The 25,591-nt window shown below is 68.8% G+C and carries 29 protein-coding genes; 11 read left to right on the top strand and 18 right to left on the bottom strand.

Going from position 1 to position 25,591, the window contains the following annotated elements; genetic code table 11:
* Window positions 1–31: 31 nt before the first annotated feature.
* The gene (locus tag AB0I04_RS00425; RefSeq protein WP_360876570.1) at window positions 32–697 is read right to left on the bottom strand and encodes a TetR/AcrR family transcriptional regulator C-terminal domain-containing protein; all 666 of its coding nucleotides are present in this window, start codon (window positions 695–697) and stop codon (window positions 32–34) included.
* A 95-nt stretch (window positions 698–792) separates the two neighbouring features.
* Here AB0I04_RS00425 and AB0I04_RS00420 point away from each other — a divergent pair, with 95 nt between their 5' ends.
* Window positions 793–2,346, top strand: coding sequence for an FAD-dependent monooxygenase (locus tag AB0I04_RS00420; RefSeq protein WP_360876567.1), 1,554 nt, complete (start codon window positions 793–795; stop codon window positions 2,344–2,346).
* Between the two features lie 35 nt (window positions 2,347–2,381).
* On the opposite strand, the gene AB0I04_RS00415 is transcribed toward AB0I04_RS00420, so the two are convergent.
* Window positions 2,382–3,254 carry an SDR family NAD(P)-dependent oxidoreductase gene (locus AB0I04_RS00415; RefSeq protein WP_360876564.1) on the bottom strand — a complete coding sequence of 291 codons (873 nt, stop codon included), beginning with the start codon at window positions 3,252–3,254 and terminating at the stop codon, window positions 2,382–2,384.
* A gap of 96 nt (window positions 3,255–3,350) precedes the next feature.
* Between AB0I04_RS00415 and AB0I04_RS00410 the strand changes: the two genes are divergently transcribed.
* A complete protein-coding gene (locus AB0I04_RS00410; RefSeq protein ID WP_360876561.1) occupies window positions 3,351–3,941 on the top strand; it encodes a TetR family transcriptional regulator in 591 nt (196 codons plus the stop codon).
* 135 nt (window positions 3,942–4,076) lie between these two features.
* On the opposite strand, the gene AB0I04_RS00405 is transcribed toward AB0I04_RS00410, so the two are convergent.
* Window positions 4,077–4,886 carry an MBL fold metallo-hydrolase gene (locus AB0I04_RS00405; protein WP_360876558.1) on the bottom strand — a complete coding sequence of 270 codons (810 nt, stop codon included), beginning with the start codon at window positions 4,884–4,886 and terminating at the stop codon, window positions 4,077–4,079.
* A 105-nt stretch (window positions 4,887–4,991) separates the two neighbouring features.
* Window positions 4,992–5,978 carry a YafY family protein gene (locus tag AB0I04_RS00400; protein ID WP_360876555.1) on the bottom strand — a complete coding sequence of 329 codons (987 nt, stop codon included), beginning with the start codon at window positions 5,976–5,978 and terminating at the stop codon, window positions 4,992–4,994.
* Window positions 5,979–6,070: 92 nt separating this feature from the next.
* On the opposite strand from AB0I04_RS00400, the gene AB0I04_RS00395 reads away from it, so the two are divergent.
* Window positions 6,071–6,469, top strand: a complete 399-nt coding sequence (locus tag AB0I04_RS00395; protein ID WP_360876552.1) for a VOC family protein — start codon at window positions 6,071–6,073, stop codon at window positions 6,467–6,469.
* 79 nt (window positions 6,470–6,548) lie between these two features.
* Window positions 6,549–7,091 (top strand): hypothetical protein, encoded by a 543-nt coding sequence (locus tag AB0I04_RS00390; RefSeq protein ID WP_360876549.1) that lies wholly within the window; start codon window positions 6,549–6,551, stop codon window positions 7,089–7,091.
* Here the strand turns inward: AB0I04_RS00390 and AB0I04_RS00385 are convergent.
* Together AB0I04_RS00385 and AB0I04_RS00380 are read right to left on the bottom strand one after the other, a co-directional pair.
* The gene (locus AB0I04_RS00385) at window positions 7,088–7,171 is read right to left on the bottom strand and encodes a DUF397 domain-containing protein (RefSeq protein WP_360877592.1); all 84 of its coding nucleotides are present in this window, start codon (window positions 7,169–7,171) and stop codon (window positions 7,088–7,090) included. The genes AB0I04_RS00390 and AB0I04_RS00385 overlap by 4 nt on opposite strands.
* Window positions 7,168–7,956 carry a helix-turn-helix transcriptional regulator gene (locus tag AB0I04_RS00380; RefSeq protein ID WP_360876546.1) on the bottom strand — a complete coding sequence of 263 codons (789 nt, stop codon included), beginning with the start codon at window positions 7,954–7,956 and terminating at the stop codon, window positions 7,168–7,170. Before AB0I04_RS00380 ends, AB0I04_RS00385 begins: the two co-directional genes overlap by 4 nt.
* 435 nt (window positions 7,957–8,391) lie before the next feature.
* Between AB0I04_RS00380 and AB0I04_RS00375 the strand changes: the two genes are divergently transcribed.
* On the top strand, window positions 8,392–8,592 hold the full coding sequence (locus AB0I04_RS00375) for a hypothetical protein (protein WP_360876544.1): 201 nt from the start codon (window positions 8,392–8,394) through the stop codon (window positions 8,590–8,592).
* Window positions 8,593–8,691: 99 nt separating this feature from the next.
* Here AB0I04_RS00375 and AB0I04_RS00370 read toward each other — a convergent pair whose 3' ends face one another.
* Both AB0I04_RS00370 and AB0I04_RS00365 read right to left on the bottom strand, forming a co-directional pair.
* Window positions 8,692–10,680, bottom strand: coding sequence for an acetoacetate--CoA ligase (locus AB0I04_RS00370; protein WP_360877589.1), 1,989 nt, complete (start codon window positions 10,678–10,680; stop codon window positions 8,692–8,694).
* Entirely contained in the window at window positions 10,677–11,519 is an 843-nt protein-coding gene (locus AB0I04_RS00365) for an SMP-30/gluconolactonase/LRE family protein (RefSeq protein ID WP_360876541.1), read from the bottom strand. The genes AB0I04_RS00370 and AB0I04_RS00365 overlap by 4 nt, the downstream gene beginning before the upstream one ends.
* 92 nt (window positions 11,520–11,611) lie before the next feature.
* Here AB0I04_RS00365 and AB0I04_RS00360 point away from each other — a divergent pair, with 92 nt between their 5' ends.
* Complete coding sequence (locus AB0I04_RS00360; protein WP_360876538.1) at window positions 11,612–12,802, top strand: transposase; 1,191 nt, start codon at window positions 11,612–11,614, stop codon at window positions 12,800–12,802.
* A 40-nt stretch (window positions 12,803–12,842) separates the two neighbouring features.
* Here the strand turns inward: AB0I04_RS00360 and AB0I04_RS00355 are convergent, their stop codons facing one another.
* The 4 genes from AB0I04_RS00355 to AB0I04_RS00340 are packed head-to-tail and all read right to left on the bottom strand — an operon-like array spanning window position 12,843 to window position 17,401.
* Entirely contained in the window at window positions 12,843–14,345 is a 1,503-nt protein-coding gene (locus AB0I04_RS00355; protein WP_360876536.1) for a bifunctional 3-(3-hydroxy-phenyl)propionate/3-hydroxycinnamic acid hydroxylase, read from the bottom strand.
* The gene (locus AB0I04_RS00350) at window positions 14,342–15,586 is read right to left on the bottom strand and encodes an MFS transporter (RefSeq protein WP_360876532.1); all 1,245 of its coding nucleotides are present in this window, start codon (window positions 15,584–15,586) and stop codon (window positions 14,342–14,344) included. The genes AB0I04_RS00355 and AB0I04_RS00350 overlap by 4 nt, the downstream gene beginning before the upstream one ends.
* Before the next feature lie 41 nt (window positions 15,587–15,627).
* On the bottom strand, window positions 15,628–16,554 hold the full coding sequence (locus AB0I04_RS00345; protein ID WP_360876529.1) for a VOC family protein: 927 nt from the start codon (window positions 16,552–16,554) through the stop codon (window positions 15,628–15,630).
* A gap of 4 nt (window positions 16,555–16,558) precedes the next feature.
* Window positions 16,559–17,401 carry a fumarylacetoacetate hydrolase family protein gene (locus AB0I04_RS00340; RefSeq protein ID WP_360876526.1) on the bottom strand — a complete coding sequence of 281 codons (843 nt, stop codon included), beginning with the start codon at window positions 17,399–17,401 and terminating at the stop codon, window positions 16,559–16,561.
* Window positions 17,402–17,518: 117 nt separating this feature from the next.
* Between AB0I04_RS00340 and AB0I04_RS00335 the strand changes: the two genes are divergently transcribed.
* Entirely contained in the window at window positions 17,519–18,223 is a 705-nt protein-coding gene (locus AB0I04_RS00335) for a GntR family transcriptional regulator (RefSeq protein ID WP_360876523.1), read from the top strand.
* A gap of 72 nt (window positions 18,224–18,295) precedes the next feature.
* Here AB0I04_RS00335 and AB0I04_RS00330 read toward each other — a convergent pair whose 3' ends face one another.
* From AB0I04_RS00330 to AB0I04_RS00315, 4 genes are all read right to left on the bottom strand, one after another.
* Window positions 18,296–19,126 carry a hypothetical protein gene (locus AB0I04_RS00330; protein ID WP_360876520.1) on the bottom strand — a complete coding sequence of 277 codons (831 nt, stop codon included), beginning with the start codon at window positions 19,124–19,126 and terminating at the stop codon, window positions 18,296–18,298.
* Between the two features lie 183 nt (window positions 19,127–19,309).
* Window positions 19,310–20,305, bottom strand: a complete 996-nt coding sequence (locus AB0I04_RS00325) for an amidohydrolase family protein (RefSeq protein WP_360876517.1) — start codon at window positions 20,303–20,305, stop codon at window positions 19,310–19,312.
* The gene (locus AB0I04_RS00320; RefSeq protein ID WP_360876514.1) at window positions 20,302–21,054 is read right to left on the bottom strand and encodes a glucose 1-dehydrogenase; all 753 of its coding nucleotides are present in this window, start codon (window positions 21,052–21,054) and stop codon (window positions 20,302–20,304) included. The genes AB0I04_RS00325 and AB0I04_RS00320 overlap by 4 nt, the downstream gene beginning before the upstream one ends.
* Window positions 21,051–21,368 carry a hypothetical protein gene (locus AB0I04_RS00315; RefSeq protein WP_360876511.1) on the bottom strand — a complete coding sequence of 106 codons (318 nt, stop codon included), beginning with the start codon at window positions 21,366–21,368 and terminating at the stop codon, window positions 21,051–21,053. The genes AB0I04_RS00320 and AB0I04_RS00315 overlap by 4 nt, the downstream gene beginning before the upstream one ends.
* 70 nt (window positions 21,369–21,438) lie before the next feature.
* On the opposite strand from AB0I04_RS00315, the gene AB0I04_RS00310 reads away from it, so the two are divergent.
* Entirely contained in the window at window positions 21,439–22,341 is a 903-nt protein-coding gene (locus AB0I04_RS00310; protein WP_360876509.1) for a LysR family transcriptional regulator, read from the top strand.
* 31 nt (window positions 22,342–22,372) lie between these two features.
* Here AB0I04_RS00310 and AB0I04_RS00305 read toward each other — a convergent pair whose 3' ends face one another.
* Both AB0I04_RS00305 and AB0I04_RS00300 read right to left on the bottom strand, forming a co-directional pair.
* Complete coding sequence (locus tag AB0I04_RS00305) at window positions 22,373–22,879, bottom strand: GNAT family N-acetyltransferase (RefSeq protein ID WP_360876506.1); 507 nt, start codon at window positions 22,877–22,879, stop codon at window positions 22,373–22,375.
* 97 nt (window positions 22,880–22,976) lie between these two features.
* Window positions 22,977–23,102, bottom strand: a complete 126-nt coding sequence (locus AB0I04_RS00300; RefSeq protein WP_360876503.1) for a VOC family protein — start codon at window positions 23,100–23,102, stop codon at window positions 22,977–22,979.
* Between the two features lie 150 nt (window positions 23,103–23,252).
* Between AB0I04_RS00300 and AB0I04_RS00295 the strand changes: the two genes are divergently transcribed.
* The 3 genes from AB0I04_RS00295 to AB0I04_RS00285 all read left to right on the top strand — a co-directional run bounded on the left by AB0I04_RS00295 (window position 23,253) and on the right by AB0I04_RS00285 (window position 25,588).
* The gene (locus tag AB0I04_RS00295) at window positions 23,253–23,846 is read left to right on the top strand and encodes a TetR family transcriptional regulator (protein WP_360876500.1); all 594 of its coding nucleotides are present in this window, start codon (window positions 23,253–23,255) and stop codon (window positions 23,844–23,846) included.
* Window positions 23,843–25,048, top strand: a complete 1,206-nt coding sequence (locus tag AB0I04_RS00290; RefSeq protein WP_360876497.1) for an FAD-dependent monooxygenase — start codon at window positions 23,843–23,845, stop codon at window positions 25,046–25,048. The genes AB0I04_RS00295 and AB0I04_RS00290 overlap by 4 nt, the downstream gene beginning before the upstream one ends.
* Before the next feature lie 180 nt (window positions 25,049–25,228).
* The gene (locus AB0I04_RS00285; protein WP_360876494.1) at window positions 25,229–25,588 is read left to right on the top strand and encodes a hypothetical protein; all 360 of its coding nucleotides are present in this window, start codon (window positions 25,229–25,231) and stop codon (window positions 25,586–25,588) included.
* Window positions 25,589–25,591: the final 3 nt, after the last annotated feature.

Here is a 25,591-nt window from a genome sequence, read left to right as displayed (position 1 = left end):
CCGAACCGCACGGACGTCGACCGGCCGGGCGTCACCCCGAGGCGCCGCCGGGCGCTGCCGCGATGAGGCCCGTGATGAGGACGTCCAAGGCGCGCTCGAAGTCCGCCTGAGGGTCGGCCGCCGGCAGGGTCGTCAGCAGACGGCTGAAGTGGGGAAGGCGGGCCGGATCGATCCGCCGGGCGAACAGATCGACCTGCGTGCCACCGGCCTCGGCGGGGAAGTCGTCGACCGTGAACCCGCCGGTGGACAGCAGGAGCGACCCGAAGATCGCGCTGTTGACGGCGGTGAGCATCCGGCGGACGTCGTCGTCGGGAAAGCCGGCTTCGAACAGGGCGCCGACGAGGGCGTCGATCGGCCGCAGCGCCGTCTCGGACGTCGGGTTGGCCTGGTCGGTGGCCAGCGCGAGGGGGATGACGGGGTGACGGCTGAACGCGCGGTACATGCTCAGCGCGAGGGCGCGCACCCTGTCCGGCCACGGCAGGGCGGGGTCGGGGCAGTCGATCTCGCCGAACACCCGCTCGGCGATGCCGTCGAGGATGTCGGCCTTGTTGGAGACGTGGTTGTAGAGCGACATCGCCTCGATGCCCAGGGACTTGGCCAGCTTCCGCATGGACAGCCCGTCCAAGCCCTCCTCGGCGGCCAGGGCCAGGGCGGCGTCCAGGATCTTCTCGCGGTTCAGCGGGTCGCGTCGTGCCATCCGGTTCCTGGTCCTCCTCGTTCGGCTTGACAGAACTTACACCGTACGTGCTCTACTTACGCCGTAAGCATACGCCGTAAGTAGAGAGGGTCGTCATGACCGATGTCCTCATGGCCGACGTCATCGTGGTCGGTGGCGGACCGACGGGCCTGTTGCTGGCCGCGGAGCTGAAACTGGCGGGCGTCGACCCGCTCGTCCTGGAGGCTGCGGACGGCGCCGAACGCCGGACCCGCAGCCTCGGACTGCGGTCGATCAACACCCGCAGTAGCCAGACGCTGGGGCTGCGCGGGCTGACCGAACCGCTGCTCGCGGCCCAATGGGGGATGTTCGACCGGCTGGCGGCCGACGGCCGACCGGACCACGCCGACCTCGTCGCCCTCCTGGTGAGCGCCGTCCGGCAAGGTCGTACGCGGGGGCACTTCAGCGGTCTGCCGTTGCTGGAGGACACGACGGGAGACCCGGCCGGCTACATCATGCTCCGGCAGCATGTGCTCGAGCAGATCCTCGCCGACCACGCCACCGCGCTCGGCGTACGGATCCGGACCGGCCGGCAGGTGGTCGACGTCACCGACGACGGCACTGGCGTACGCGCCATGCTGGCCGACGGCACGGCCCTCAGCGCGGCGTACCTGGTCGGGTGCGACGGCGGCCGCAGCACGGTGCGCAAGCGGTCCGGCATCGCGTTCCCCGGCACCTCTCCGACGATGACCGGACGCACCGCGGTCGCCGAACTCGCCGACCCCGACGCCCTCACCTCGTCCTTCCGGAGCCCCGGCGGACTGCTGAACCTGTCACTGGTGCCCGGTGAGATCGCCACGATCGAGTTCGACGGCGGCCCCGGCGACCGGGACACGCCGATGACCGCGGAAGAGATGCAGGCCAGCATCTGCCGGGTGAGCGGTGAAGAGGCGACCGTCACCCGGCTGGAGACCGGAATCCGGTACAGCGACAACACCCGCCACGCGCAGACCTACCGGCACGGCCGCATCCTGCTCGCCGGCGACGCCGCACACGTCCACTCCCCCATCGGCGGCCAGGGCCTCAACCTCGGCCTCCAGGACGCGGTCAACCTCGGCTGGAAGCTCGCGCTGGTCGTCCGCGGCCACGCGCCGGAACGGCTGCTCGACACCTACACCGCCGAACGGCACCCCGTCGCGGCACGCGTGCTGCGCAACACCCGCGCCCAGGTGGCCCTGATGCGCCCCGGCCCGCAGACGGACGCCCTGCGCGAGGTGATGTCCGATGTGCTGACGATGCCGACCGCCAAGCGACACTTCGTCGAGATGGCCAACGGCCTGGACATCGACTACGCCCCGGAGTCGGCGCATCCCCTGGTCGGGCGGTTCATGCCCGCCCTGGACCCGGACGACGCGGGCCCGGCTCAGGCCCTCCTGCGTGAGGGCCGAGGAGTGCTGCTCGACCTGGCCGACTCCACCTGGACGCACCCGACCGCCGACGGATACGCCGATCGGGTACGGGTCGTCCGCGCGCGTGGCGGCTCGTCTCATGACCCGGCCGCAGTGCTCGTACGCCCCGACGGATACGTCGCCTGGGCGGCATCGCACGACGACCCGGCCGACCGTACGGGTCTCGCGAACGCGCTCGCGGCCTGGTTCGGGTCACCGGCGGACGTCACGACCACCGCCTGACGGCCGGCACGTGGGGCCGGGGAGGCTCCCGGGTTTCACGCCGGGCTCAGGCCGCTGAGGCGTTCGCACAGCGACCACACCGCTTCCTGCCCTCGCGCGTCGAGCGCACCCGCCGGCCAGGACGCTCGGCGCGTACGGGCGTCGAAGTACGCACCCGTGATCCCCTCCACCTCGGGGCTGGACGCCAGATGAATGCTGGAGCGCGCGGCCCTGGTCAGGTCCGACAGCAGCAGCGGCCCCAGCAGCCTGACCAGCGGGGCGACGGGCCGGTAGAGATAGGGGAACGCCCGCATCGGGATGGCTCGGTTGCCGGGCGTGGAGGCGTGCCCCGGGTAGGCGACGTTGACGGTCACCTCCTCCCCCAGCAGGGAGGCGAACCGGTGACTCATCGCCATCAGCGCCGTCTTGGTGTGGTTGTACTGCGTGAACGTCCAGCCGAGGAACGTCTTCTCGCCCTGCAGATTGTCCGGGTCGATCGCCCCGTCGGGCAGGCCGCCGGTCAGGTTGACCACCCGCCCCCCGTCCGCCGTACGCAGCAGCGGCAGCAGCAGGCACGTGAGGGCGTACGGAGCGAGGACGTTGACCGCGAACGTGGCCTCGACGCCGTCCCGGGTGAGCCGCCGCTCGGCGTTCACGCCGCCGGCGTTGTTGACCAGGACGTCGAGGCGGCCGTACCGCCCGGCGACCTGCTCGGCGAGACGCCGCAGCCCGGCCAGGTCCGCAAGGTCCGCGGGGAGCACCGTGACCTCGCCGTCCGCCTCCTGCGAGAGCTCGTCGGCGGCGTTCCTCGCTCGATCGGGGTTTCGTCCGACGAGGATCACGGTGGCGCCGAGCCGGGCCAGGCCTCGCGCGGTCTCCTTGCCGATCCCCGCCGTGCCGCCGGTCACCAGAACGGTCTTGCCGCGCATGGGCCCTCTCCTCACATCCGCGCTCACGATGACAGGACCACTGTATGGCACTCAGTGCCACAATAGTCTCGTGATGCCATAACCTATCCTCAGTGCATGACACGTGCGGAGACGACGGGGCTGCGGGAACGGACACGACGCGCGGTGCGGGCCGAGCTGGCCGAGCTGGCGCTGGGACTGTTCGTCGAACGCGGCTATGAGCGGACCACGGTGGAGGACATCGCCGCCGCCGCGGGCGTGTCCAGACGCAGCTTCTTCCGCTACTTCCCAACCAAGGAGGACGTACTGTTCGGCGACGTCGACGAGCTCGCCGAACAGATCGCCGAGGACATCCGCGCGCGGCCCGGCGACGAGGACGCGTGGGCGTGCCTGCACGCCGTGCTGCGCGACTGGGAGCCGCGCATCCATGCCGCCCAGCGGGAGCTGACCGGCCTGCGCCTCATCGAGACGACCCCGGCGCTGCGCGCCCGTCTGCACCAGAAACGCGACGAACTACGCGACCGGATCTCCGCCGCGCTGTGCGAACGCCCCAGCCCGCTCCTCGACGCCTTCACCGCCGACCTGCTCACCGCCGCAGCCGGCGCCGCCCTGGACGCGGTCGCCCGCGAGTGGCTGCGCTCAGACGGCACCGCCGACCGCGCCGCCCTCATCGACCATGCCTTCACGCTCCTGACCCCACGCCCCTGAGACGGCGATCCCACCGGGTCACGACCGAGCGGTCAGCCGAGGCGGGCGGTGCCGTCGCGCCCGGCGCGGCCCCCAGGCCGTTCCGTGAAGGGCATGCTCGACGGCTGCAGCGCAGCCGCCGCTCTCATCGATCCGTCAGCCGCGGCGCAGGGGCGTCCAAGAGCCGTGCTCGGTGGCGTTGAGCAGGGAGGAAAGGCCTGCCTCGTGGAAGGCCAGTTCGAGGTCGTCGCGCCCTTCGGAGAAGTGAGTCCAGCCGTCGTAGTGGGCGGGGACGACCACGTCGACGCCGAGGACGGCTGCGGCGGCCGCGGCGCGGCGGCCGTCCATCGACAGGGGGCGCCCGCCGAACTTCGCGGCCACCCGGGCGGCTCCGGCGTGCAACACGGCGGCATCGATGGCCGGTACGCGGCGGGCGACCTCGGCCACGGTACGGATCGAGGCGTTGTCGCCGCTGAGGTAGACGGTGGGCAAGCCTTGCCCCGACAGGACGAACCCGATGACCTCGCAGTTGACGTTGCCGTCGGCGTCGCGTTCGCCGTCCTCAGGGCCATGGACGGCCGGGACCGCGAGCACGGTCAGCTCACCGCCGCCGTCTGGGCGAGGCAGGGAGCGGCTGGTCCAGGGGGCCAGGCCGACGGCCGACGAGCCGAGTGCGTCGGCGGAGCGGGGACCGGCCAGGACCAGCGGGGCGGACAGCGCGAAGGCCCGACCGCGGTCGTCGAGATTGTCCGGGTGGGCCTCGTGGCTGACCAGAACGAGGTCGACGGCGCCGACCTGCTCCTCCGTCGCGACCGGCCCGGCGGTCTTGGTGAGGTACCCGTGAGGACCGGGCGGGTCGAACGTCGGGTCGCTGACGATCCGCAGGCCGCCGAGGTCGATGACGACGGTCGGGCCGCCGAGAACGGTCGCGGCGCACTCCTGTCGGATCAGTGGGTTGGTCGTCATCGCGGTCGTGGCTCCTTGGTCGCGCTCCGCACGGAGCGATCGGACGCCCTCGTGGGTACGGAATCGATGCTAGTTGCGCCATCTCATGACATTGGTTCCTCGCTGTCAGGCTTGGCGGGCGAAGGACGCGAGGCGATCGGCGAGCGCGATGACGAGATCGCGCAGTTCATCGGGGCGCTCGATGACGAACGGCCGGTCGAGTGAGGCGAGTACCGGAGGCAACCAGTCGAGCCGCTCTACCCGTAGCTCGACGCGCAGCCAGCGCTCGGCCGCTGGGTCCTGGCCTGCCGCGGGCTCGTGCTCCTCCAGGCTCGCGATGCTGGCGGGAAGGCGGGCGCGGATCTGCTCAACCGCCCCGTAGATGCGCAAGGTCACCTCATGCTGGTATTCAGCCGTGGCGAATCCCGACAACACGCGTTGTGCCGGACCGGGACCGACGGGCGCTTCGAATGAGCCGGGCAGGGTCCTCGCGTCTGCGATGCGATCGAGCCGGAATGTTCGGTCCTCGCCGATCCGGGCGTCCTTGCCCGTGACGTACCACCGGCCTGAATGGGCGACGATCCCGTACGCGTGCAGCGTGCGTTCGCTGCGCCGGCCGTCGCGGTCGGTGTAGCGGATCGAGACCGGTCGGCGGTGGCGCACCGCATCGGTGATGGTGAGCAGGACCCCGGTGTCCGGGGTGTCGAGCTCACCGGGCTGGTCCGTGAAGGCGAGAGATTCCAGGAGTGCGTCGAGCCGTTGGGCGGTGTGCTTGGGCAGCACTCGCCGGATCTTGGCCGATGCCGTCTCGCTTGCCGTGTGCTCCGTCGTCAACCCTGCTCGGCGGCCGGCGATCAGGCCGAGCAGCACGGCCAGCGCCTCGTCGTCGCTGAGCATGAGCGGAGGCAGTCGGTATCCGGGGGCGAGCCGGTACCCGCCGTAGCGGCCGCGCACCGATTCCACCGGCACGTCGAGGTCGATCAGCTGGTCCACGTACCGCCGTACGGTGCGCCCTTCGACGCCGAGCCGGTCGGCGAGTTCCGCCATAGTCCGGGTGCCGCCCGACTGCAGCAGCTCCAGGAGTGTCAGCACGCGTCCGGCGGGTCGAGGCATGTGCACAACTTAACGCGAATACTGGACCGATTCTGTCCACTATTTTGCCTAGTCTGCGGAGTGCAGCGATTCCAGCAGTCAAGGAGATCCCCATGGACTTCGTCTCGATCCGCATCATCACCAGCGACGTCGCGCGCCTCGTCGAGTTCTACGAGCGAGCCACAGGGGTGCAGGCGACCTGGGCCACCGAAGACTTCGCCGAACTCAGGACCCCCAACGCCACCCTCGCGATCGCCAGCACCCGCACCGTCCCGCTGTTCGCCCCGGGCTCTGCCCGCCCGGCGGACAACCACAGCGTGATCACCGAATTCCTCGTCGACGACGTGGACCGCGTGCACCAGAACCTGACCGGCTTCGTCACCGACTTCGTCAACGGGCCCACCACGATGCCCTGGGGCAATCGGTCGCTGCTGTTCCGCGACCCCGACGGCAACCTCGTCAACTTCTTCACACCCGTCACCCCGGCGGCCATCGAAAAGTTCGCACGTTAGGGGGCACCGGAACGCACCGCTGCCCCCCGAAGGACGTCTGCGCAGGGGTTGGGTCCTCGAGATCGGTATGGTCGGCGGCGTGACCGAATCGCCTGCGCCCGCGAAGTCCCGGCACCTCGTCCTCCACGACTATGGGATGGGCGGACTCTGGTGGTGGATCCGGGCCTCGTCGGCGCAGCAGATCGTGGACACGTTCGCCGAGGTCGAGGTGGTCGCCGACCCGGACGCAGTGGCACGGGCGGAGGCGTGGTCGCTCGACGAGGTCGACATCGACGCGCCGTCGCTCGATTCGGCGCTCACCGCGCTACGGGACCAGAGGAACGGCTACCGGGACCAGCCCGGTTATGGTGCCCTGGTCGGCCGGGACCGCGTCTACCTCGACATGCCGGATGAAGAGGGCGAGGACGCCAGATACCTGGTGGAGTTCGGCCCCGACGGGCGCTGGCTCCGACAAGTGGCCCTCACCAGCGACGGTCCCGGCACCAAGTCGGAGTCCGGCGACTGGCCGATCAACCCACCCCTCGACCTCTACGACCCGAAATACGCCGCCATGGAGATCGACGCCGGCGAATTCGAGGAGGAGTGGGGTCGAGCATTGCCCGACCCCGAAAATCCGCGTTAGCTGGTCGTTACCGCGACCTCGACACACTGACTCCCCGTGTCGTTGCTACGGCTGGACTTGCGCCATTCCAGATCGCTCACGTACTCCAGAGCTCCTCGGCTATTTTGCGGATCAGGTCTCTCGACATGTCCGCGGGCAGGGCTTCGGTCCGGATCGATTCCCACGATGACACCACCGTAGCTAGATCTTCCGGCCGTGTGGAGACCGCTCCGCCGAACGCATTGTCCGCCTGCGCGGTCTCGCTTCCGTCCTCCGAGGTGCCTACGGCGAATGGCCCGCGAACGCCACGGTGGGCTCGGCTCGGAACGACCTGGATGCTGACGTTCTCCCGTTCGCTGGCCTTAAGGAGGTGCTGAAGTTGCTCGTACATCACTTTGGCACCGCCGACGTTTCGTCGTAGCGCGCTCTCGTCGAGGACGCAATAGAGCGCCGGTGGAGGCGGGTCCGCTCTGGTGAGGACGCTCTGGCGCAGTAGACGCGCCTCGACGGCCGCTTCGTCTCCGCCCAGGAGTGCGCAGGCGTAGTCGGGCGTCTGGAGTAGTCCGTGTATGAGGTCGATCTCGAAGACGCGGAGTTGGACGGCCCCGTCTTCGACCGGGATCCAGTCGACGAACCACGCCGGGTAGGCGGGGGCACCCTTGCGCCAGTCGAGGGTGCGAGACAGCGTGCCTCCGGTATTGAGGGCTTCATCGGCGTCTTTGGCGAACTCGGGGGTCGCCGGGGCCTGGCCGGTTTCGATGGAGCTGATCAGGGACTCCGAGCAGAAGATCTTCGCTGCCAGCTGGGCCTGGGTGAAGGAGGCGGCCTTGCGGTAGTGGCGTAGTTCGCGGCCCCATATGGCTTGTGAAGTGTAGTACTGGTTCATTCGAGTTATCTCCTTTGCCCGAATTCAGGATCGCTTCAGCGCGACCCCAGAGATCACCGCGTCGTCTTCGGATTCCGGAATGGCGACCGGAACGCTTCCACAGCGTAAACGGCGCACGTCAATCTGGGTGGGTAATTCCGGCAACGCGAAAGGGCGATCATGATGGCGGCAAAGGGTCAGGAAGACGTCTACGAGTTGTGCCGGCGCCTCTCAATGGCGTGCGGCGCGGCGGGTCTCACAGCGGAGGAGATAGCCCCGACGCGGATCCGCGTCGGCTTTCCGGGCGCCGGGATGCTCGCGGAGATCATTCGGTGCATGCCGGACGCGTCGGAGCAACTGCACTGGTGGTGGTCGTGGGGCGATCCCATCTGCCCGGCCGAGGAGATCGACAAGGCCGTCACGATGATCGTCCACGTCGTCAGGCCGGAGTGAACGATGGCCGACGACGCCGCACCGGACGCCATTCCTCGACTGATGCGTTCGGTCGAGGAGTTCTACGCCGCCTTGCGCTCATCACCGTACGGCGGCGTGTCGTACATCGCCGAGTTGGCGCGGCTCAACGTACTGATTCAAAAGTATCCCGACGAGGCACGCCGAATGATCGACGGCACCAGCCAGGAAAAGCCACCCCAGTGAATCCGGCGAATCAGACTCGCCAGGGGTGCCCACGGTTTAAGGTCCGTCTACTCAGGCGAGAATTTTCTCACCTGAGTAGACGACCCAAAACGACAACCCTCAACCCGAGGGTGTCTCCGACTCCCACAGCGACGTCGATGCCTTGGCGCGGTGCGCAGTGCCGATTTCGCGATACCAGCCGACGAGGCCGGGTTGGTCGATGCTGCCGGGGTCGACCGCTGTGGTCGGGTCGTCGCCGCGGAGCAGTCGTTTGATCGGGACTTCCAGCTTCTTCCCCGTTCGGGTGTGTGGGATACCGGGTGCTGAGATGATCTCGTCGGGTACGTGCCGCGGCGAAGCGTAACGGCGAATTGCCTCAGTGATGCGCTGTCGCAATGCCTCGTCGAGGTCGACTCCGTCGACCGTGGTCACGAACAGCGGCATCCAGTAACTCCCGTCGCCCTGTTCGACGCCGACGACGAGGGCCTCCTCGACCTCGTCGAGTTCCTCGACAGGTCCGTAGATATCGCTGCTTCCCATGCGCACGCCGTGGCGGTTCAGGGTCGCGTCCGACCGGCCGTGGATGATCACCGAATCGTGGTCGGTGATGGTGATCCAGTCGCCGTGGCGCCACACACCCGGAAAAGCGTCGAAGTATGCCTCGCGGTAGCGGGCCCTGTCAGGGTCGTTCCAGAACCGCACCGGCATGGACGGCATCGGACGTCGCACGGCCAACTCGCCGACTGTGTTCCGCACGGGCTGCCCGTCAGGTCCCAGCGAGTCAAGAGCCACCCCGAGGCAGGGTGCCGACAGTTCGCCCGCCCACACCGGTGTGGTGGGCGCCGCGCCGACGAAGGCCGTGACCACGTCGGTCCCGCCGCTGCTGGAGACCACTTGTACCCAGTGCCCGATTTCGTCAGCGACCCAGCGGTGCAGATCGGCTGGGAGCGGCGATCCGGTGACTCCGAGCCGCGCCAGCGACTGCAGGTCGTGCTGCCGAAGTCGGACACCGGCCTTGCGGCATGATGCCAGGTAGCCGGGACTGGTGCCGAGGACTGTGACGCGCAGGCGGGCTGCCAGTTGCCACAACGCGTCCGGATGGCGGAACGCGGGGCTGCCGTCGTAGCACACGACAGTCGCTCCTGCCAGGAGAGCGCCGACGAGGGAGTTCCACATCATCCAGCTCGGCGTGGTGTACCAGAGGATGCGGTCTCCCGAATACAGATCCAGGTGGAACGCGGATTGTTTCAGGTGCTCGAGCACGACGCCGCCATGGCCGTGCACCAGTCCTTTGGGACGTCCAGTGGTCCCTGACGAGAACAAGACCCACAGCGGATGATCGAAAGGGACCTGCACAGGTACCAGTTCGGCGTCACCGCCGGCGACCGACGACCATGAAATCGCTCCGGGCACCGAGGCCACATCATCGATGACGACCGTCGAGGCCAAGGTCGGCAGCGCGGCGCGCAAGCCTGCTACGTCGTCGCCGCGATCAATGAGGCGGCCGCCGTGCACCGACCGGGTCGCGGTGATCAGTACGGTCGGCTCGAGCTGCGCGAACCGCGCCTGTGCGGCTGAGCCGACGTAGTCCATACCGCACACGGCCCAGATCGCCCCAAGGCTCGCGGTGGCCAGAAACGCCACCACCGCCTCCGCCGAGTTCGGTAGGTATCCCACCACCCGGTCGCCGGGCCGCACGCCCAGATCGGTCAGGGACGCCCCGACCGAGGCGACCTGGCGGCGCAACTCGCCCCAGCTCACCTCGACGGGAGCGCCGTTCTCGGCGACCGCGACCACTGCGGTGTCAGCATCGTTTCGACCGCGGAACACTTCGGTCGCGTAGTTCAGCGTGCTTCCCGGAAACCACACGCTGCCCGGCATCGCCTCGGTCGCCAGCGCGGGTTGCCCCACCGGGCGGGCGGGCAATCCGAAGTAGCCCCACACCGCTGACCAGAAGCCGTCGATGTCCTGCACCGACCACTCCCACAGCGTCCGGTACCCGCCCGTCACATCGCGGCCCACGCGTGCCGACGCGTATCGCGCGAAATCGGTGATCCGCGCCTTCTCGACCTGAGCCGGGGACGGGACCCACAACGGTTGCTCAGTCACGGCGTCTCCTCCGCCGTGGTCAGCTCGACCACCGCGACCGTGGTCTCGACGGCCTTGGCCGCAAGGGCTTCGAACAGTGGTCGTCCGCCGGTGTCGGCGAGGGTGACGAACAGCCTGTTCTCGCCGTCGCTGCAGCACGCGATGGGAAATGCGGAATCGGTGTCGATCGCGGTGATCAGCGTGTTGTCCCGTACCAGGGCGACAGCATGTCCGGCCGTGGTCGCCACCCAAACCCCGTGGGGCGTCGCCCAGATTCCGTCAGGGCGAGCGTCGGCGCCCACCAGGCCGGCGATATCGGCGTAAAGACGCCGGTCGCCGAGCATGCCGTCCGAATCGACGGTGAAGGCCGTCAACCGTTGAGCGGCGGTTTCGGCGAGGACCAGTGTGCGGCCATTGTCGATGAATGCGAGACCGTTGGGGAACTCGACGTCCTCGGCAACGACGGTTGCCGAGCCGTCGGTGGCAACGCGTAGCAGGCGGCCTGGTCGGGGTGGTTCGCCGGCGTGCGCGGCGAAGCCGACGTCGTCGACGTACAGATTGCCCTGGGGGTCACCGACGAGGTCCCCGAGCGGGCCGGTCGCCAGGGCACTGAGGTCCGCGTAGGTGGTGAACCGCTCACCAGTCCATGCACCGATGCGTTTCTCGTGCACCATGGCTGCGGTGAGCCGGCCGTCGGGCAGGAACCACAACCCGTTGGACGGGGAGTCCAGCTCCGTGGCCTTCCAGCTTCCGTCGTGGTCCGTCCACAGCCGGCCGCCCTGCGTGTCGGACAGCCACAACGCCCCGTGGTGCCAGCGTGGTCCTTCACCCCAGGCCATCCCGGTGGCGTACTGCTTCATCTGCTTCGCGGCGTGGAGACCCCGGCCGTCAGGCCGGGGAGGAAACGCCGCTTCCTCCTCGGAGTGTCGGTGGTGGTGGTTAGTGTGCGGGCATGCGGTTCCGGCTTGCGCCCACGCCCGCCCAAGAGCAGGCGCTGCTGGAGCACTGCTCCCACGCCCGATATGTGTGGAATCTCGCGGTTGAGCAGCATCAGCACTGGCGGCCGGGCCGGGCCGGTGCACCCGGCTATGGCGAGCAGGCCCGCCAGTTGACCGAAGCCAGGAAGGCGTTCGCGTGGCTGGCGGCGGGTTCTCAGACGGTGCAGCAGCAGGCGTTGCGTGACTTCGCCCAGGCCATGGCGGGCTTCTTCGCCGGCACGCACCGGCGGCCCGCCTGGCGGAAAGCGGGCGTGCACGAGGGATTCCGGATCGTCGGCAAACGCGGCCAGCACTGGAACGTGCGGCGCCTGTCCCGCAAGGTCGGTGAGGCGTGGATCCCCAAGGCGGGCTGGGTCCGGTTCCGCTGGTCCCGCCAGGTCCCCGAATCGGCGAAGTCGTTCCGGGTGAGGCGGGACCGGGCGGGCCGCTGGCACGTGTGCTTCGCCGTGATCCCGCGACCTGTCAACGGCCCCGGCACCGGGCAGGTCGTCGGGGTGGACCGTGGCGTGGCCATCTCGGCCGCCCTGTCCACCGGCGAAAAGCTGTCCGTGCCCGGCCTGCGCGACACCGAGACCCAACGGCTGCTGCGTCTGCAGCGCAGGCTCGCGCGCGCGAAACCGGGGTCGAAGCGGCGCGCGCGGGTCAAGACCGCGATCGCCCGGATCAAAGCACGTGAAACCGACCGGCGCAAGGACTGGGTGGAAAAGACCTCCACCCGCCTGGCCGCCGAGTACGACGTCATCCGGGTCGAGGACCTGAAGATCCGCAACATGGTGCGGTCCGCGCGCGGCACCCTCACCGCGCCCGGCAGCAACGTGCGGGCCAAAGCCGGCCTCAACCGCTCCATCCACGCGGCCGGCTTGGGCCATCTGGTGACCCGCCTGGAACACAAGGCACCAGGCCGGGTCGAAAAGATCAACCCTGCGTACACCTCCCAGACCTGTCATGCCTGTGGGCACCGCGCAGCGGAGAACCGTGAGAGCCAAGCGGTCTTTCGCTGTCGCGCCTGCGGGCATACCGATCACGCGGACGTGAACGCGGCCAAGAACATCGCGGCAGGACGTGCCGTGACAGCGCGGGGAGCCCTCCAGCCACCGGGCGGGGCCGTGAACCGCGAACCTCAATCCGTTCTCACCTCCGGGTAGAGCCGGTTGGAATCCCCCGCCTTCCAGGCGGGGGAGGACGTCAAGAGCTCACTTTCTGGGTCACGGTCCGAGCCAGTTCCTTCGTCGCCGCCTCCAGCTCCGTCGTGTCGCCGGCGAGGGCGAACGTGTAGCGGTCTGGGCGGATGACGGCCGCGGTCGCCGAGTTCGTGGCCAACCAGGTGTCGACGGACGGGCCGGTGTCAGTGACGACCACGACGCCGAGTCGCTGCCACAGTTCCGCGACCTCGGCCGATACGGCTGCGGTCACGGCTTGCCGGCCGACGACGACGAAGTTGTATCCGGTGGCATCATCGAGTCTCGCGCCGTCAGCGGCACGGGGTTGGGGGCTCAGCCGGCCGACAGCCCCGCCCGGTTGCTCGACGAGCCCGGGCCCCAGCGGGGGCCGATACGGCTCGAGGGTTTGGGGTTCCGCCAGTTCCGGGTGGTTCTCGCCGGTTCCGAAGGACTCGATGAGGTTGGATTGCCGCGCGGATTCGACGATGTAAGGGCGGACGTGCGCGGCGCGCTCGCTTTCGTAGGTGTCGAGCAGGCCATCGGGGCTGGTTCCCTGGACGACAGCGGCGAGTTTCCAGGCCAGGTTCGCCGCGTCTCGGAGTCCGGAGCACATGCCTTGTCCGAGCATCGGTGGCATCTCGTGCGCGGCGTCGCCGGCGAGAAGCAGTCTTCCTGATCGCCAGCCGTGCACGATCCGGGCGTGCCACTCGTAAGTGTCGGTTCGCATGATGCGGTAGCTGCCCGGTTCGATCCAGCGGCTGAGCTCGTCGTACACCGACTGGGGGCGTTCGAGTTCGACGGGATCGTCCCCGGCGAGCAGCATGAATTCGAACCGCAGCATTGGGGGAAAGATCGGCACGTACGTAACGGGACGCTGTTCCCGGCACAGAATGAAGCCGGTTGTCGGAGAAAGCGCTGAGGGACGCTGGAACGGATGGATGTCGATGATGAGCGAACGTTGCGTGCCCTGCAGGTCCTCGATTTCGGCGCCCATCACCTGCCTGACGAACGAGTTCGCACCGTCGGAACCCACGGCGTAGGCCGCTTTCAGCGCCGTTACCCGGTTCGTCGTGCGGTCCATTACCGTGAGCTTCACCACGCTGGAGTCCTGGTCGATGGCGGTGACCGCCCAGCCGAACCAGAGGTCGACGTTCGGGTCACTCGCGAGCAGACCACGCAGCCGGGACTCGAAGTCAGGTTGGTGGAACTGGTAGTCGGTGCGCCAGCCCTGGCCGGATTCCTCGTCAGGCGTGGCGAACTCGAGGAACGGCGCGCCGTCCGGCCGGTGCAAAGTCCACCCGGTCTGACGCAGAAACCGCTGCTCCATATCGGCCGCGCCCAGGGTCTGCAGGGTGCGCATGGATTCGTCGTCGAGGTGGGTCGCCCGCGGATGGTGGCAGACGATCCGGTTCGGATCGATGGCGGCGACCCGAAGCCCCTTCATGCTCAGCAGCCGCGCGAGAGCCAGCCCGACCGGACCGCAGCCCACGACAGCGACGTCGTAAGTATCCATGATCGTCTCTCTCATTGCACCGATTCAGCCGGCTCTTCAGCCGGCCGCATGACAGGGCTCTCACCCGCATGCTGCGGGATGTTCTTCGATCCGATGGCAAGAGTGAGAATCGCGCCGAGGAGCGCCGGCATCGCGAACAGCACGAAGTTCCACCGCGGCGCGAAATCAGCGGCGAGTATCCAGCCGCCCAGAGTCGGGCCGGCGATCGCGCCGATCCGGCCTATTCCCAGCGTGACGCCCACCGCACTGGCCCGGGCGTACACCGGGTAGGTGCGTGCGATGTACACGTTGATAAGCCCTTGCACGCCGAGCGCACCCGCGCCGCCGATCATCACTGTCGCGTAGAGGATCGCCGACGATGACTTGATGCTCAGGCCCACGATGGCGCCTGCCGCGACCACGAAACACGCGATGATGAGCCCTTTCGACCCAGCCCGGTCGGCGAGTATCGCGATCGCGAGTCCCCCGACCGTCGCACCAAGATTGAGAAGTGCGAGGAAGGTCAACGAGGAACCCAGTGGGTAATGCGCCGCCTGCATCAACTGCGGCAACCATGTGTTCATCCCGAAGATGAGAACGAACGAACAGGCCACCATGCCACAGAACAGCGCTGTCGTTCCCACATACGGCGGCCGCAGCACAAGACCCATTCCGCCGTCTCGAGGCGCGCTCTGTGTGCCATGGGATTTCCGCTGGTATGCCGGTGATTCGGGCAGCCAGCGGTAAGTCATCGGCAACAGCAGCAGCCCGATGCCACCGCCGACGAGGTACTCCAGTCGGAAATCTTGTCCGTGCAGGAAAACGTTGGCCACCATGGCGGCCAGCGATCCACCTATCGTGATGCCGCACTGAACGATCGCCGAGAACAGGTTCTTTCGCGTCGCCGGTGCGAGCTCGAAGATCAACGGTGCCATGGCGGGGTAGACCGCTCCGACACCCAGCCCGACGACGAATCGGCTGGCGCCGAACATCTGTGGATTGAGGGCGGACGCGGACGCGAACATTCCCAGCGAGACGAGCACAAGGCTGACCAACGTCGTTCGTCGTCGCCCGTATCGATCAGTGAGCTGCCCGACCAGTAGGGCGCCGAACAACATTCCAACGGGCGTGAGACTGCCCAACACGCCCAGTGCTGAAAGAGAAAGGCCCCACGGCTGGTATCGGTGCAACAACGGCGTCGTCGCACCGAAGGCGACGAGATCGTAGCCTTCCAGGGCCATGACGGCCATCCCGATCACTACGGCCTTGAGGCGCAATGAACTTGCCCTTCTGCCAGCGCCACACATATCGGCGGCCCTCAGTGGCCTTCTGCATGCGCGCCTGTCATGTGCGCAGCCAGATCTTCAGGGTTGATGAACGACGGCGGGGGCGGCGGCCCCCATTCGTAGAGCGCCCGGACGCCCTCGAACGACCGCGGGGTCCAGACCTGGTCATCGACAATGGCGTCCATATCGGAGTAGTACTCGGAGAAGTTCCCGGCGGGATCCTTGAGGTACCAGAAGAAGTTCGACCCGATGTGGTGCCGGCCCAATCCCCACACGTGGCGTTCCGGGTGCTCGGCAAGCATGCTCATGGCCCCACGACCGACATCGTCCACATCTGCGACCTGCCAGGAGGTGTGGTGCAGGAAATTGATCGGCGCCTGCTGCACCAACACGTTGTGGTGATCGGTGGAACACCGCATGAACGCGGCCCTGCCTGGAACGACGTCGCTGACCTTGAGCCCGATTCCGGCGGTGAAGAACCGCTGGGTCGACTCCTGTTCGACGGTCCCGATCACGACGTGTCCCAGCGCGAGGGGCCTCACGGGGTAGGTTCGGGACAGCGCAGGCGCCCGGGCGTCGGGCCGGTCCAGCCGGCCGGGACCGTTGTAGGCGGTCGCCGGTACCGGTGTGCGCACCGACCGGGGCTCGACGGTGGCTTCGACCACGATGTCCGCGACCGGCTCTCTTGCGCGCAGGGCGGCCGCGTCCCACTGCACGGGCACGTCCAGCCGCTTCAGATTCACGGCGATGCGGCCGAGGTCATCGGTGTCGTCGACGGCGATCGTCATACCCAGCAAGCGGCGGACCGGCGAGGGCCTGAGTACGAACTGCTCGCCCCCCTCGACCGTGGCGAACCTGCCCGGCGCGAGCCGTTCCAGCCCGAAATCGACGTAGTAGTCGGCTGTCCGAGCGACGTCGGGCACGCCGACCGTCAGCGACTTCAGCCTGTGCAGTGCCATGGAGCTACTCCTCTCGTCCGGCGACGCACGTCTGCCGAAGCTGCCCGATGCCCTCGATCCGGGTGACCACCTGGTCGCCTGGGCGGAGGTAACGCCGCGGAGTACGGGCGTGCCCGACGCCCGCCGGGGTGCCGGTGAAGATCAAGTCGCCGGGGAGCAGCGGGCACACCGCCGACAGGCGGGCGATCAGCTCGGGGACCGGGAAGACCATGGACGACGTGCGTGATTTCTGCACACTCTCGTCGTTGATCAGGCACTCGATCGCGAGATCGTCAGGGTCGGCGAACTCATCCGCGGTCACCAGGACCGGCCCGGTCGGGGCGAAACCTGGGAATGACTTGCCCAGCGAGAACTGTGGGACCGGCCCCACGGACTGCACGACTCGCTCGGAGAAGTCCTGGCCTACGGTCAATCCCGCCACATGACGCCAAGCGTCCTCGGCCGCGGTCTTGTCCGCCCGGCGGCCGATCACGGCCACGAGCTCCGCTTCCCAGTCGACGAACGTGCTGGGCAGCCTCAGCCGGGTGTCCGGGCCCGTGATGGAGGTGACGAACTTGGTGAAAGTGGCCGGCGACTCCGGGAGCTCAAGGCCGGCTTCTTCTGCGTGATCACGGTAGTTCAGCCCGATGGCGAACACCTGCCGCGGTGTCGGCGACGGGCTCCCGGCAGGACCTGCGGGTGCGGCCGGCCCGTCGGGTGCCACCTCCGCCCACTCCACGAACTCGGCCCAGCGCTCGAAGACCGCGAGCGGATCGGCCGGGAACCTGCCGGCACTCGCCTGCTCGACATCGATCACGCTGCCGCCCGACACCAGACACATCCGGCCCGACCGCGTCGTCGTTCTCATTCTCGGTGTCCGTTCCTCGTCTTCCGATGTACCTGAGCAGTGAACCTCGCAAATCTCGACAAGTCAATGAAATCTCGAGATTTTATGGCGAACGCGAGATCAGGTACGATCCACGGCATGACTGGTGCTCGCAGCACGACCCGCGTCGAGGACGTCTACCAGCGTCTTCGCGCCGATATCCTCAACGGTCGTCACGAACCCGGATCGCGGCTACGCGTTGAAGCACTCAAAGACCACTACGGCGCAAGCAGCGGCGTGCTGCGCGAAGCACTTCCCCGACTCGTGGGCCAGGGGCTCGCCACCTTCGCGCCGCAGCAGGGGTTCCGGGTCGTCGAAGTCTCCCCCACCGCCTTGCGGGACCTGACCGAAGCGCGTGTGGTCATCGAAACGCACGTGGTGCGCGAATCCCTTACGCACGGGAGCATCGAGTGGGAGTCCGACCTACTCGCGGCCCACCACAATCTGGCGCGCACGACGTTCACCGACAGTGAGGGCGCGATCAATGAACGGTGGCTGAGCGCACACGCCCGCTTCCACCAGGCCCTCCTGGAGGGTTGTCCCAACCGTCAGCTGCGGGAGATGGCGACCCAGCTGCGTGAATCCGCCGAGGTCTACCGGTGTTGGGCCCGTGAACCAGCCGAACACAGCGGCCGAGATGTCGCCGCAGAACACAAACTCATCTGCGAACGCGCCATTGAGCGAGATGTCCCGGGCACGGTCGACGCACTTCGCGACCACATCGAGCTCACCACGAAATTGATGCTCGATGAGCACGGGCACGCCGGCGGCAGCAGTCCGGATGACACCGCCATGCCACGTTGACCACCGTACGCGGAACGCCGGCGCCATCGCGCGGCCGTTCCCACCACACGCCGCCAACACCATGATGGGCTCCTACCGCGAGCCGTCCGTCCCGGTGGGGCGGCCGGCGTCGGAGCGAAGATCGGGGGTTCGGTCGGCTCCGCGCATCGTCAGCAGTCCGAGCAGCGCGACGATGGCGACCGTCGCGCCGAGACTGATCCATCCGGTACCCAGACCCAGGCCGTCCTGGCGAGATGAGGACAGCCAGTCGGTGATCGACGCACCGAGCGGGCGGGTGATGATGTAGGCGGACCAGAACGCGGAGACGGTGCCCAGACCCGCCCAGCGGTGCGCGGCCGCCGGGACGGCAATGGCGATGGCGAACAGCACGATCGAACCCAGGTACCCCAGGTGCAGCCAGTTGGCTGTCAGATCGCCGGCGACGGTGCCGAGCGCGAAGGTGGTCATCACCATCGTCCAGTAGAAGCGTTCGCGGCGCCGGGTGGTGATGCTGTGCACTGACAGGGTCTTCTCCCGGGCGTACCACCAGACGAAGATCGCGGCCAGCACGATCGACAACCCCACCGTCGTGACCAGGTACGGAAGGCCGACCACGAAGTCGAGGAGGTCGGCGATCATGGTGCCGAAGATGGCCACCATGACCACGGCCGACCAGTAGATCCAGAGGCGGTAGCGGTCGCTGCGGAATTGTGCGATCAGCGCGGCCGTCAACGCGATCGCGGCACCGCCCAAGGCGAGTCCCGGATTGACGTGGGTGACCAGGAAATCCGAGAAGGTCTCGCCCATTCCGGTAGTAAGGATCTTGATGATCCAAAATAGTGCGGTGATTTCGGGGACCTTGACGGCGAGCCGCCGCGCGGATGCGGCGGCAGGTGGCTGAGCACCGAGTACGGCGATACGCATGATGATCCGCTCTTTCCATGAATCGTCGGCAAGAGGTGCGAACAGGCGGACGACAATGTGGGGGGCGTCCAGGAGCCACCGCGGGATGAGCACCGCCTGGGCCCAGAGGCCGAGCGAACGACGACCGGCGCGGGTGCCGCGTCGTACACGCTCGGCCTCCGGCGGCTCCGGCCGTGGTTCGCGCTAGGCGATGCCGAACACGCGCTCGGCCGTGCGGTGGCCGATCGCCGTCCGCTGATCGTCGGTCAGCGGCGCGTCCCGCAGGAAGGCGACGGCGGCTGCGGGGTCCTCGTACGGGTAGTCGATCGCGAACATGATTCTGTCCTCGCCGACCGCGCGCAGGGCCAGTCCGAGCACGTCCGGATCGTCGATGCCGCTCGTGGTGATTGCGAAGTTGCGCCGGAAGTACTCGCTCGGTGTGAGCGACAGGCGCGGCATCGGCGTGGCCGCGCCGGTTGTCCGCGTCGCGAACGCGTACCGGTTGTCGATCCGCCGCAGCCAGTACGGGATGCCTTCGCCGAGGTGCCCGAGCACGACGGTCAGCCCGGGGTGGCGGTCCAGCGTGCCGCTGAGGATGAGCCGCATGGCGTGCAGCCCGGCCTCGGCCTGGTATCCCCAGATCGCCCCGGGCAGCCCGTAGTCGCGGTAGGCGGCGAGCATGCTCGGCGCCCGCGGGTGCAGGTAGATCGGCGCCCGGTTCGCCTCGGCCGCCTCCAGCAGCGGCGCGAACTCCGGCTCGTCCAGGTACCGCCCGCCGGTGTGCGAGTAGATCATGATGCCGTTGAGCCCGAGCGGCCCCATGACCCTCTCGATCTCGGCGGCCGCGGCGACCGGATCCTGCGGCGCCACGGTGGCCAGCCCGCCGAACCGGCCCGGGTGCCGCCGTACGATCGTGGCCAGCGCGTCGTTGAACTCCCGGGCCAGCGGCACCGCGTCGGCCGCCGGATAGGGCTGGACCCCGGGCGGATTGAGGCTGAGCACCGCCATGTCCTGTCCGAGCGCGTCCATCTCCCGCAGCCGGGAATCGAGATCGACGAGCCGAGCGCGAAGACCACGAGGGTTCTCCACCGTACGCATCAGATCCATCTCGGTCTCGTCGCCCGGCACGACGTCCAGGCCGTGCGCGACGCGCAGGAACGCCTCGGTGGACATGTGCTCCTCGACCGCGATGACCCTCATGCCCGCCGTCCGCCGTCGACCGACATCGCGATCCCGGTGACGAAGGCCGCGGCGTCCGAGCAGAGCCAGACCGCCGCCGCCGCGGCCTCCTCCGGCGTGGCCAGCCGGCCGAGCGGCGTGATCGCCGCCTGCCGCGCGATCATGTCGGTGCCGGCCGCCACCCTTTCGAACCCGGGAGTGAGGGTCGGGCCGGGGCAGACGGCGTTGACCCGGATGTCGTCCGGTGCGTAGTCGACCGCGGCGACCTTGGTGAGCCCGACGATGCCGTGTTTGGCGGCCACGTAGGCGGGGGCGGTCGGGATCGCGTACAGGCCGCCGTTGGAGGCGATGTTGACGATCGCACCGCCGCCGCGCCGTCGCAGCACGGGCAGTTCGTACTTCATGCACAGGAAGGTCCCGGCCAGGTTGACGTGGACCACGCGCTCGAACTCGTCCAGGGTCATCTGGTCGAGCTGCCGGTGGTGCGAGGCCAGGCCGGCGTTGTTCACGGCGAAGTCGAGGCCGCCGTACGCCGTGACCGTGCGCTCGACGGCCGCCTCCACGGAGCGTTCGTCGGCGATGTCGACGGCAACGGTCAGTGCTTCCCCGCCCTCTTTCCTGATCATTTCGGTGGTCTCGGCCGCCGTGCTCTCGTCGATGTCGAGCACGGCGACCGCGGCACCACTGCGGGCGAACTCCAGCGCCGCCGCGCGGCCGATCCCACTGCCGGCGCCGGTGACCAGTCCCACCTTTCGGGAAACGTCGCTCATATCAGTGCCTCGTGGTTCGCCCAGGCGACCTTGTACGGGTGCCGCGACTGCCAGCGGTCGATGACCTCGTGCAGGCCGGGCGCGCTGAACCCCTTCGCCAGCGCGTCGATGTCGGCCACGGTGATCTGCACGATCGCGGTCGCGATGAGCGCCGGAATGGCCTCCTCGCCGGGGACGGGGATGTGACGCCGGGCCACGACCGACTGCACGAAACCGGCGTCGAGCATGACCCGTTCGATGTCCGCGAGATATTGGTCGAGCTCGGTATCGGGCAGCGGCTGATCGAAGGAAACGATCATCGTGTGATTGATCATGCATCGATTCTTGAGGGCGTACGCCGCTGATGTCCAAGACCGGTTGGATCTTCAGCGATAACCTGGAGGCATGGTTGAACTGGAGACCCGCGAGCTCGAGTACTTCATCGCGGTCGCCGACGAACTGCACTTCGGCCGGGCCGCCGTCCGGCTCTCGATCGCCCAGCCGGCGCTCTCGAAGGCGATCCGGCGGATCGAGACCCGGCTCGGTGTCCCGCTGTTCATCCGCTCAAGCCGGCACGTCGAGCTCACCCCGGCAGGGGAGGCGTTGCAGGAACACGGGCGGCACGCGCTCAACGCGGTCAGCGCCGCCGTTCGGAACGCCCGGCGCGCCGGCGACACCCAGGCCCACCTGCGGCTCGTACTCAAGCCCGGCGGCGACGCCGGCCTGCTGTCCGGGATCCTGGCCGAGTACGCCCACCAGCCCGACGCCCGCCAGGTGGACGTCCTGTTCAGCGGCCCCGCCGACCGCACCGACTTCCTGCGCGACGGCCGGGCCGACGTCGGCCTGCTCTACGCGCCGTTCGACGATCTGGGCGGCCTGGCCCACGAGACGCTGGTCACCGAGGACCGCGTGGTCATCGTCCCGTCTGGGCACCGGCTGGCCAGGCAGGCTCCGGTGCGAATGTCCGATCTGGAGGGTGAGACGCTGCCGCGCTGGAAAGGGATCCCTGGGGGCGACGGCACCGGTCCCGAGGTCGCCGACGTGATCCAGCTACTCCACATGATCACGATGAGCCGGATGATCGGGGTGCTGCCCCGCTCCCTGGTCGAACCGGCCCCGGACGGCCTGGTCCTCATCCCGATCATCGACGCGCCGCCCAGCCGCCTCGTGCTCGCCTGGAACGAACAGGACCGCCGACCGCTGGTCGCGTCGTTCGTGGCCGCCGCGCTCAGGCCACACCGACACGACGAACCTGAATCGCCGCCCGGTTCGGACGACGAGCGGCTCGTGCCGGAGGAAGTTCGGTGACCGAGGCGTCCCATCAGCAGGCGCCGGCGTGTTACGTCTGCGAGCCCTCAGCGAGGTCGCGCTGATACCAGGTGCCGGGTTTCCCGCCGAGATGCGCCGGGTCCGCCGGGCCGATCGGGACGAACCCTGCCTTGGTCAGCACCTTCTGGGACGCGGCATTCCCGCTGGCGGTGGCCGCCCTGAGCGTGCGCAGCCCGTGCCGCGCCGCCGCCACCCGGCACAGCTCCTGGACGGTCGCGGTCGCCACGCCACGGCCGGCGACGTGCTGCGCGACCCGGTAGCCGAGTTCGGCGGTGCCGTCCTCGAAGCGGTACAGGTTGAACCGGCCCAGCACCGAGCCGTCCTCGGCGACGAGCACGTAGAAGGCGCCGACGCCGGCCTCCTGCTCGGTCAGCAAGGTGCTGTACCGATCGGTGAACTGGTCGTAGAACTCGTCGCCGCGGTCGGAGATCGAGGCGGCGAAGTAGGCGCGGTTCGCCAGTTCGAAGGCCAGGACCGCCGGGCCATGGCGGGCATGCAGCCGCTGCAGCTCAGGCACTGCCCGACCCTACCCCGGTGGTGTGCCGAGGCCACCTGAGTTTCCGCCGGCGGCGGACGGCCCACGACCAGGGACATGACGCTCTGCGGCTGGAGTGTCAACCCGGGTAAACGGTGCCTTCCTCGACGAAGCAGAGCGGGTTGCCCCACGGGTCCTGAGCGTAGAACGAGCGCTCGCCCCACGGGCGTACGGCGATCGCGCCGACGGGGGCGTCGTGCACCATCTCGGTCGACAGGCACCCCAGCGTCTCTGACGTCCCCGGATGCTCCGATCGATGCCATGTCGTTGCCCTCCTGATGGTCTGGCCATGCTACCGTTCTGGACGATCGTCCAGAACGAACGCTCAGGGCGTTCAACCAAGGAGCGCGATGCGATGGGTACGACGGCGGATCGAGGCCGCGAGGTGCGTCAGCGGCTGCTGAAGGCGGCGGCCGAGTTGATCGCCGAGCGGGGCTGGGCGGCGGTCAGTACCCGCGTGCTGGCCGAGCGGGCCGGTGTCGCCTCTGGCGTGGTGCATTACCACTTCTCATCGGTCCAGGCGCTGCTGGCCGAGGCGGCCCTCACCGTGATGCGCGGTCTGCTCGAGCAGGCGGGCGCGGCCCTGGAAGGGGCGCGGAGTCCGGACGAGGCGCTCGGCATGATGGTGAGCTTCCTCGAGGACTACGACGGCCGGGATCCGACGTCGCTGCTGTTCGCCGAGGCGTACCTGGCCGCCGGCCGCGACGAGGAGCTGTGCCGATCGCTGGGCGAGATCGTCATCGAGTTCCGGCGGCAGTTCGCAGGCCGGCTGGCCGAGCACAAGGTGGCCTCGCCAGAGGCGACCGCCGCGGTGCTGGCCGCCGCGATCGACGGCATCATGCTGCACCGCGCGCTCCTCCCAGGCCCGGACGCCGCGGACCTGACGGCCGTGCTGCGCCGCCTCGTCGCGCCCACCGAGTTCGCACGAGAGGACAGGGAGATCTCATGAAGGTGGTCATCTGCGGAGCCGGAATCGCGGGGCTGGCCCTCGCCCAGCGTCTCGATGCGTTCGGGGCGGAGGTCGTGGTCGTGGAGAAGGCGTCCGGCCCTCGCCCCCAGGGCTACATGATCGACTTCTTCGGGCCCGGCTACGACGCGGCCGAGGCCATGGGCGTGCTGCCCCGCATCCGGGACCTGGGACACCACGTCGAGGAAATGACCTACCGGGACGAGCACGGACGTCCGCGCTCCCGGATGCGCTTCGCGCAGTTCGCCAAGATCGTGAACGGCCGGCTGGTCAGCATCATGCGCCCCGACCTGGAACGCGCGCTGCGCGAACACGTCCCCGACCGGGTCGACGTACGGTACGGCACCACGCTCACCCGCATCGACAACCGTGCCGACGGCGTCACGGTCGGCCTCGCCGACGGCGGCACGATCGAAGCAGACCTGCTGGTGGGCGCCGACGGCATCCACTCCACCGTCCGCCGCCAGGTCTTCGGAGCCGAACGGGACTTCGTGCGGTACCTGGGGTTCCACACCGCCGCGTACTCGTTCGACGACGCGGACATCCACGACCAGGTGGCCGGGCAGTTCTGCCTGACCGACACCATCGACCGGCAGATGGGCTTCTACGGGCTGCACGACCGGCGCGTGGCGGTGTTCGCCGTGCATCGCACCGCCGATCCGGCACTGCCGGCCGATCCACGCGCGGCGATCCGCCGCGAGTACGGGACGCTCGGCTGGCTGGTGCCGCGCACCCTGGCCGCCTGCCCGCCGCCGGAACACGTCTACTACGACCAGGTCGCCCAGATCGAGATGCCGGCCTGGAGCCGGGACCGTGTCGTGCTGGTGGGCGACGCCGCGTACGCCGTGTCCCTGCTGGCCGGCCAGGGGGCCTCGTTGGGCATCACCGGCGCGTACGTCCTGGCCGAGCACCTGTCGCGCGCCGACGCGGTCGAGACCGCGCTGGAACGCTACGAACAGATGCTGCGGCCGGTGGTGACCGACAAGCAGCGGGTGGCCCGGAAGGGGACGCGCTGGTTCATCCCCGCCACGACCCGGCAGCTGCACATCCGGCGGGCGGCCCTCAGACTGTCCCGGCTCCCGGTCGTCGACCGGTACGTCGCCGCCGCTCTCTCTGGCAAGTCCACCGCCATCATCACCAACCTGCGCGCGACCGCCCCGCGATCCACCTCCAACGCCACCTGATCTCCCCCACGGCGGCCGTGCGGACGGTCTCCTCCCCCGCGACCTGCTCGGCACCGCAGGTCGGCGAGGCGCGCGGCGATCCGCTCCTGTGCAGAACGAAGTGCCGGCGGGGCCCGCCGTCGTGCCGTCCGGAGCTTTGCCGTCCCGACTCCGGTCATCGATCATGAGGGGGTGACATGGATGCCGGAGCTGAGCTCCGCCGCCATGGACGCCCTGAGCGAGGGCCGGCAGGCCGACGACCCCTCGATCAGGCTCTCGGGCACGGCATCGCGCGCGATGCATGACGCGATCGCCGAGATCCTGACCGTGGCCGGCTACGACGTGCTGAAGGACGCCAACGACATGACACCGTTCCAGCTCAAGGTGTTGGAACGACATCCCCGGGACTCGTGGCGGGACTGGCTGCACGCGCAGACGGCGCGACGTCAGGAGGTCCTCATGACGACGGCCCGCAAGCGCGAAGCCCACGGGCGAGCGGCCTGCGAGTGTGACGGCTGCGAGGTCGAGGACCGAGACGGCTCCGGCGCGCCTGAGGCGTGACCA

The sequence above is a fragment of the Actinoallomurus sp. NPDC050550 genome (assembly GCF_040655075.1).
In the GTDB taxonomy this organism is placed as follows: Bacteria; Actinomycetota; Actinomycetes; order Streptosporangiales; family Streptosporangiaceae; genus Actinoallomurus.
The sequence above is the reverse complement of the archived record's forward strand: the minus strand, read 5'-3'. Positions and strand labels throughout refer to the sequence as shown.

Bases quoted from the DNA above. Each gene is read 5' to 3' on its own strand.
- AB0I04_RS00425 (WP_360876570.1), bottom strand. From the start codon at position 697: ATGGCACGACGCGACCCGCTGAACCGCGAGAAGATCCTGGACGCCGCC.
- AB0I04_RS00420 (WP_360876567.1), top strand. From the start codon at position 793: ATGACCGATGTCCTCATGGCCGACGTCATCGTGGTCGGTGGCGGACCG.
- AB0I04_RS00415 (WP_360876564.1), bottom strand. From the start codon at position 3,254: ATGCGCGGCAAGACCGTTCTGGTGACCGGCGGCACGGCGGGGATCGGC.
- AB0I04_RS00410 (WP_360876561.1), top strand. From the start codon at position 3,351: ATGACACGTGCGGAGACGACGGGGCTGCGGGAACGGACACGACGCGCG.
- AB0I04_RS00405 (WP_360876558.1), bottom strand. From the start codon at position 4,886: ATGACGACCAACCCACTGATCCGACAGGAGTGCGCCGCGACCGTTCTC.
- AB0I04_RS00400 (WP_360876555.1), bottom strand. From the start codon at position 5,978: ATGCCTCGACCCGCCGGACGCGTGCTGACACTCCTGGAGCTGCTGCAG.
- AB0I04_RS00395 (WP_360876552.1), top strand. From the start codon at position 6,071: ATGGACTTCGTCTCGATCCGCATCATCACCAGCGACGTCGCGCGCCTC.
- AB0I04_RS00380 (WP_360876546.1), bottom strand. From the start codon at position 7,956: ATGAACCAGTACTACACTTCACAAGCCATATGGGGCCGCGAACTACGC.
- AB0I04_RS00375 (WP_360876544.1), top strand. From the start codon at position 8,392: ATGGCCGACGACGCCGCACCGGACGCCATTCCTCGACTGATGCGTTCG.
- AB0I04_RS00365 (WP_360876541.1), bottom strand. From the start codon at position 11,519: ATGAAGCAGTACGCCACCGGGATGGCCTGGGGTGAAGGACCACGCTGG.
- AB0I04_RS00360 (WP_360876538.1), top strand. From the start codon at position 11,612: ATGCGGTTCCGGCTTGCGCCCACGCCCGCCCAAGAGCAGGCGCTGCTG.
- AB0I04_RS00355 (WP_360876536.1), bottom strand. From the start codon at position 14,345: ATGAGAGAGACGATCATGGATACTTACGACGTCGCTGTCGTGGGCTGC.
- AB0I04_RS00345 (WP_360876529.1), bottom strand. From the start codon at position 16,554: ATGGCACTGCACAGGCTGAAGTCGCTGACGGTCGGCGTGCCCGACGTC.
- AB0I04_RS00340 (WP_360876526.1), bottom strand. From the start codon at position 17,401: ATGAGAACGACGACGCGGTCGGGCCGGATGTGTCTGGTGTCGGGCGGC.
- AB0I04_RS00335 (WP_360876523.1), top strand. From the start codon at position 17,519: ATGACTGGTGCTCGCAGCACGACCCGCGTCGAGGACGTCTACCAGCGT.
- AB0I04_RS00330 (WP_360876520.1), bottom strand. From the start codon at position 19,126: ATGCGTATCGCCGTACTCGGTGCTCAGCCACCTGCCGCCGCATCCGCG.
- AB0I04_RS00325 (WP_360876517.1), bottom strand. From the start codon at position 20,305: ATGAGGGTCATCGCGGTCGAGGAGCACATGTCCACCGAGGCGTTCCTG.
- AB0I04_RS00320 (WP_360876514.1), bottom strand. From the start codon at position 21,054: ATGAGCGACGTTTCCCGAAAGGTGGGACTGGTCACCGGCGCCGGCAGT.
- AB0I04_RS00315 (WP_360876511.1), bottom strand. From the start codon at position 21,368: ATGATCAATCACACGATGATCGTTTCCTTCGATCAGCCGCTGCCCGAT.
- AB0I04_RS00310 (WP_360876509.1), top strand. From the start codon at position 21,439: ATGGTTGAACTGGAGACCCGCGAGCTCGAGTACTTCATCGCGGTCGCC.
- AB0I04_RS00300 (WP_360876503.1), bottom strand. From the start codon at position 23,102: ATGGTGCACGACGCCCCCGTCGGCGCGATCGCCGTACGCCCGTGGGGC.
- AB0I04_RS00295 (WP_360876500.1), top strand. From the start codon at position 23,253: ATGGGTACGACGGCGGATCGAGGCCGCGAGGTGCGTCAGCGGCTGCTG.
- AB0I04_RS00290 (WP_360876497.1), top strand. From the start codon at position 23,843: ATGAAGGTGGTCATCTGCGGAGCCGGAATCGCGGGGCTGGCCCTCGCC.
- AB0I04_RS00285 (WP_360876494.1), top strand. From the start codon at position 25,229: ATGCCGGAGCTGAGCTCCGCCGCCATGGACGCCCTGAGCGAGGGCCGG.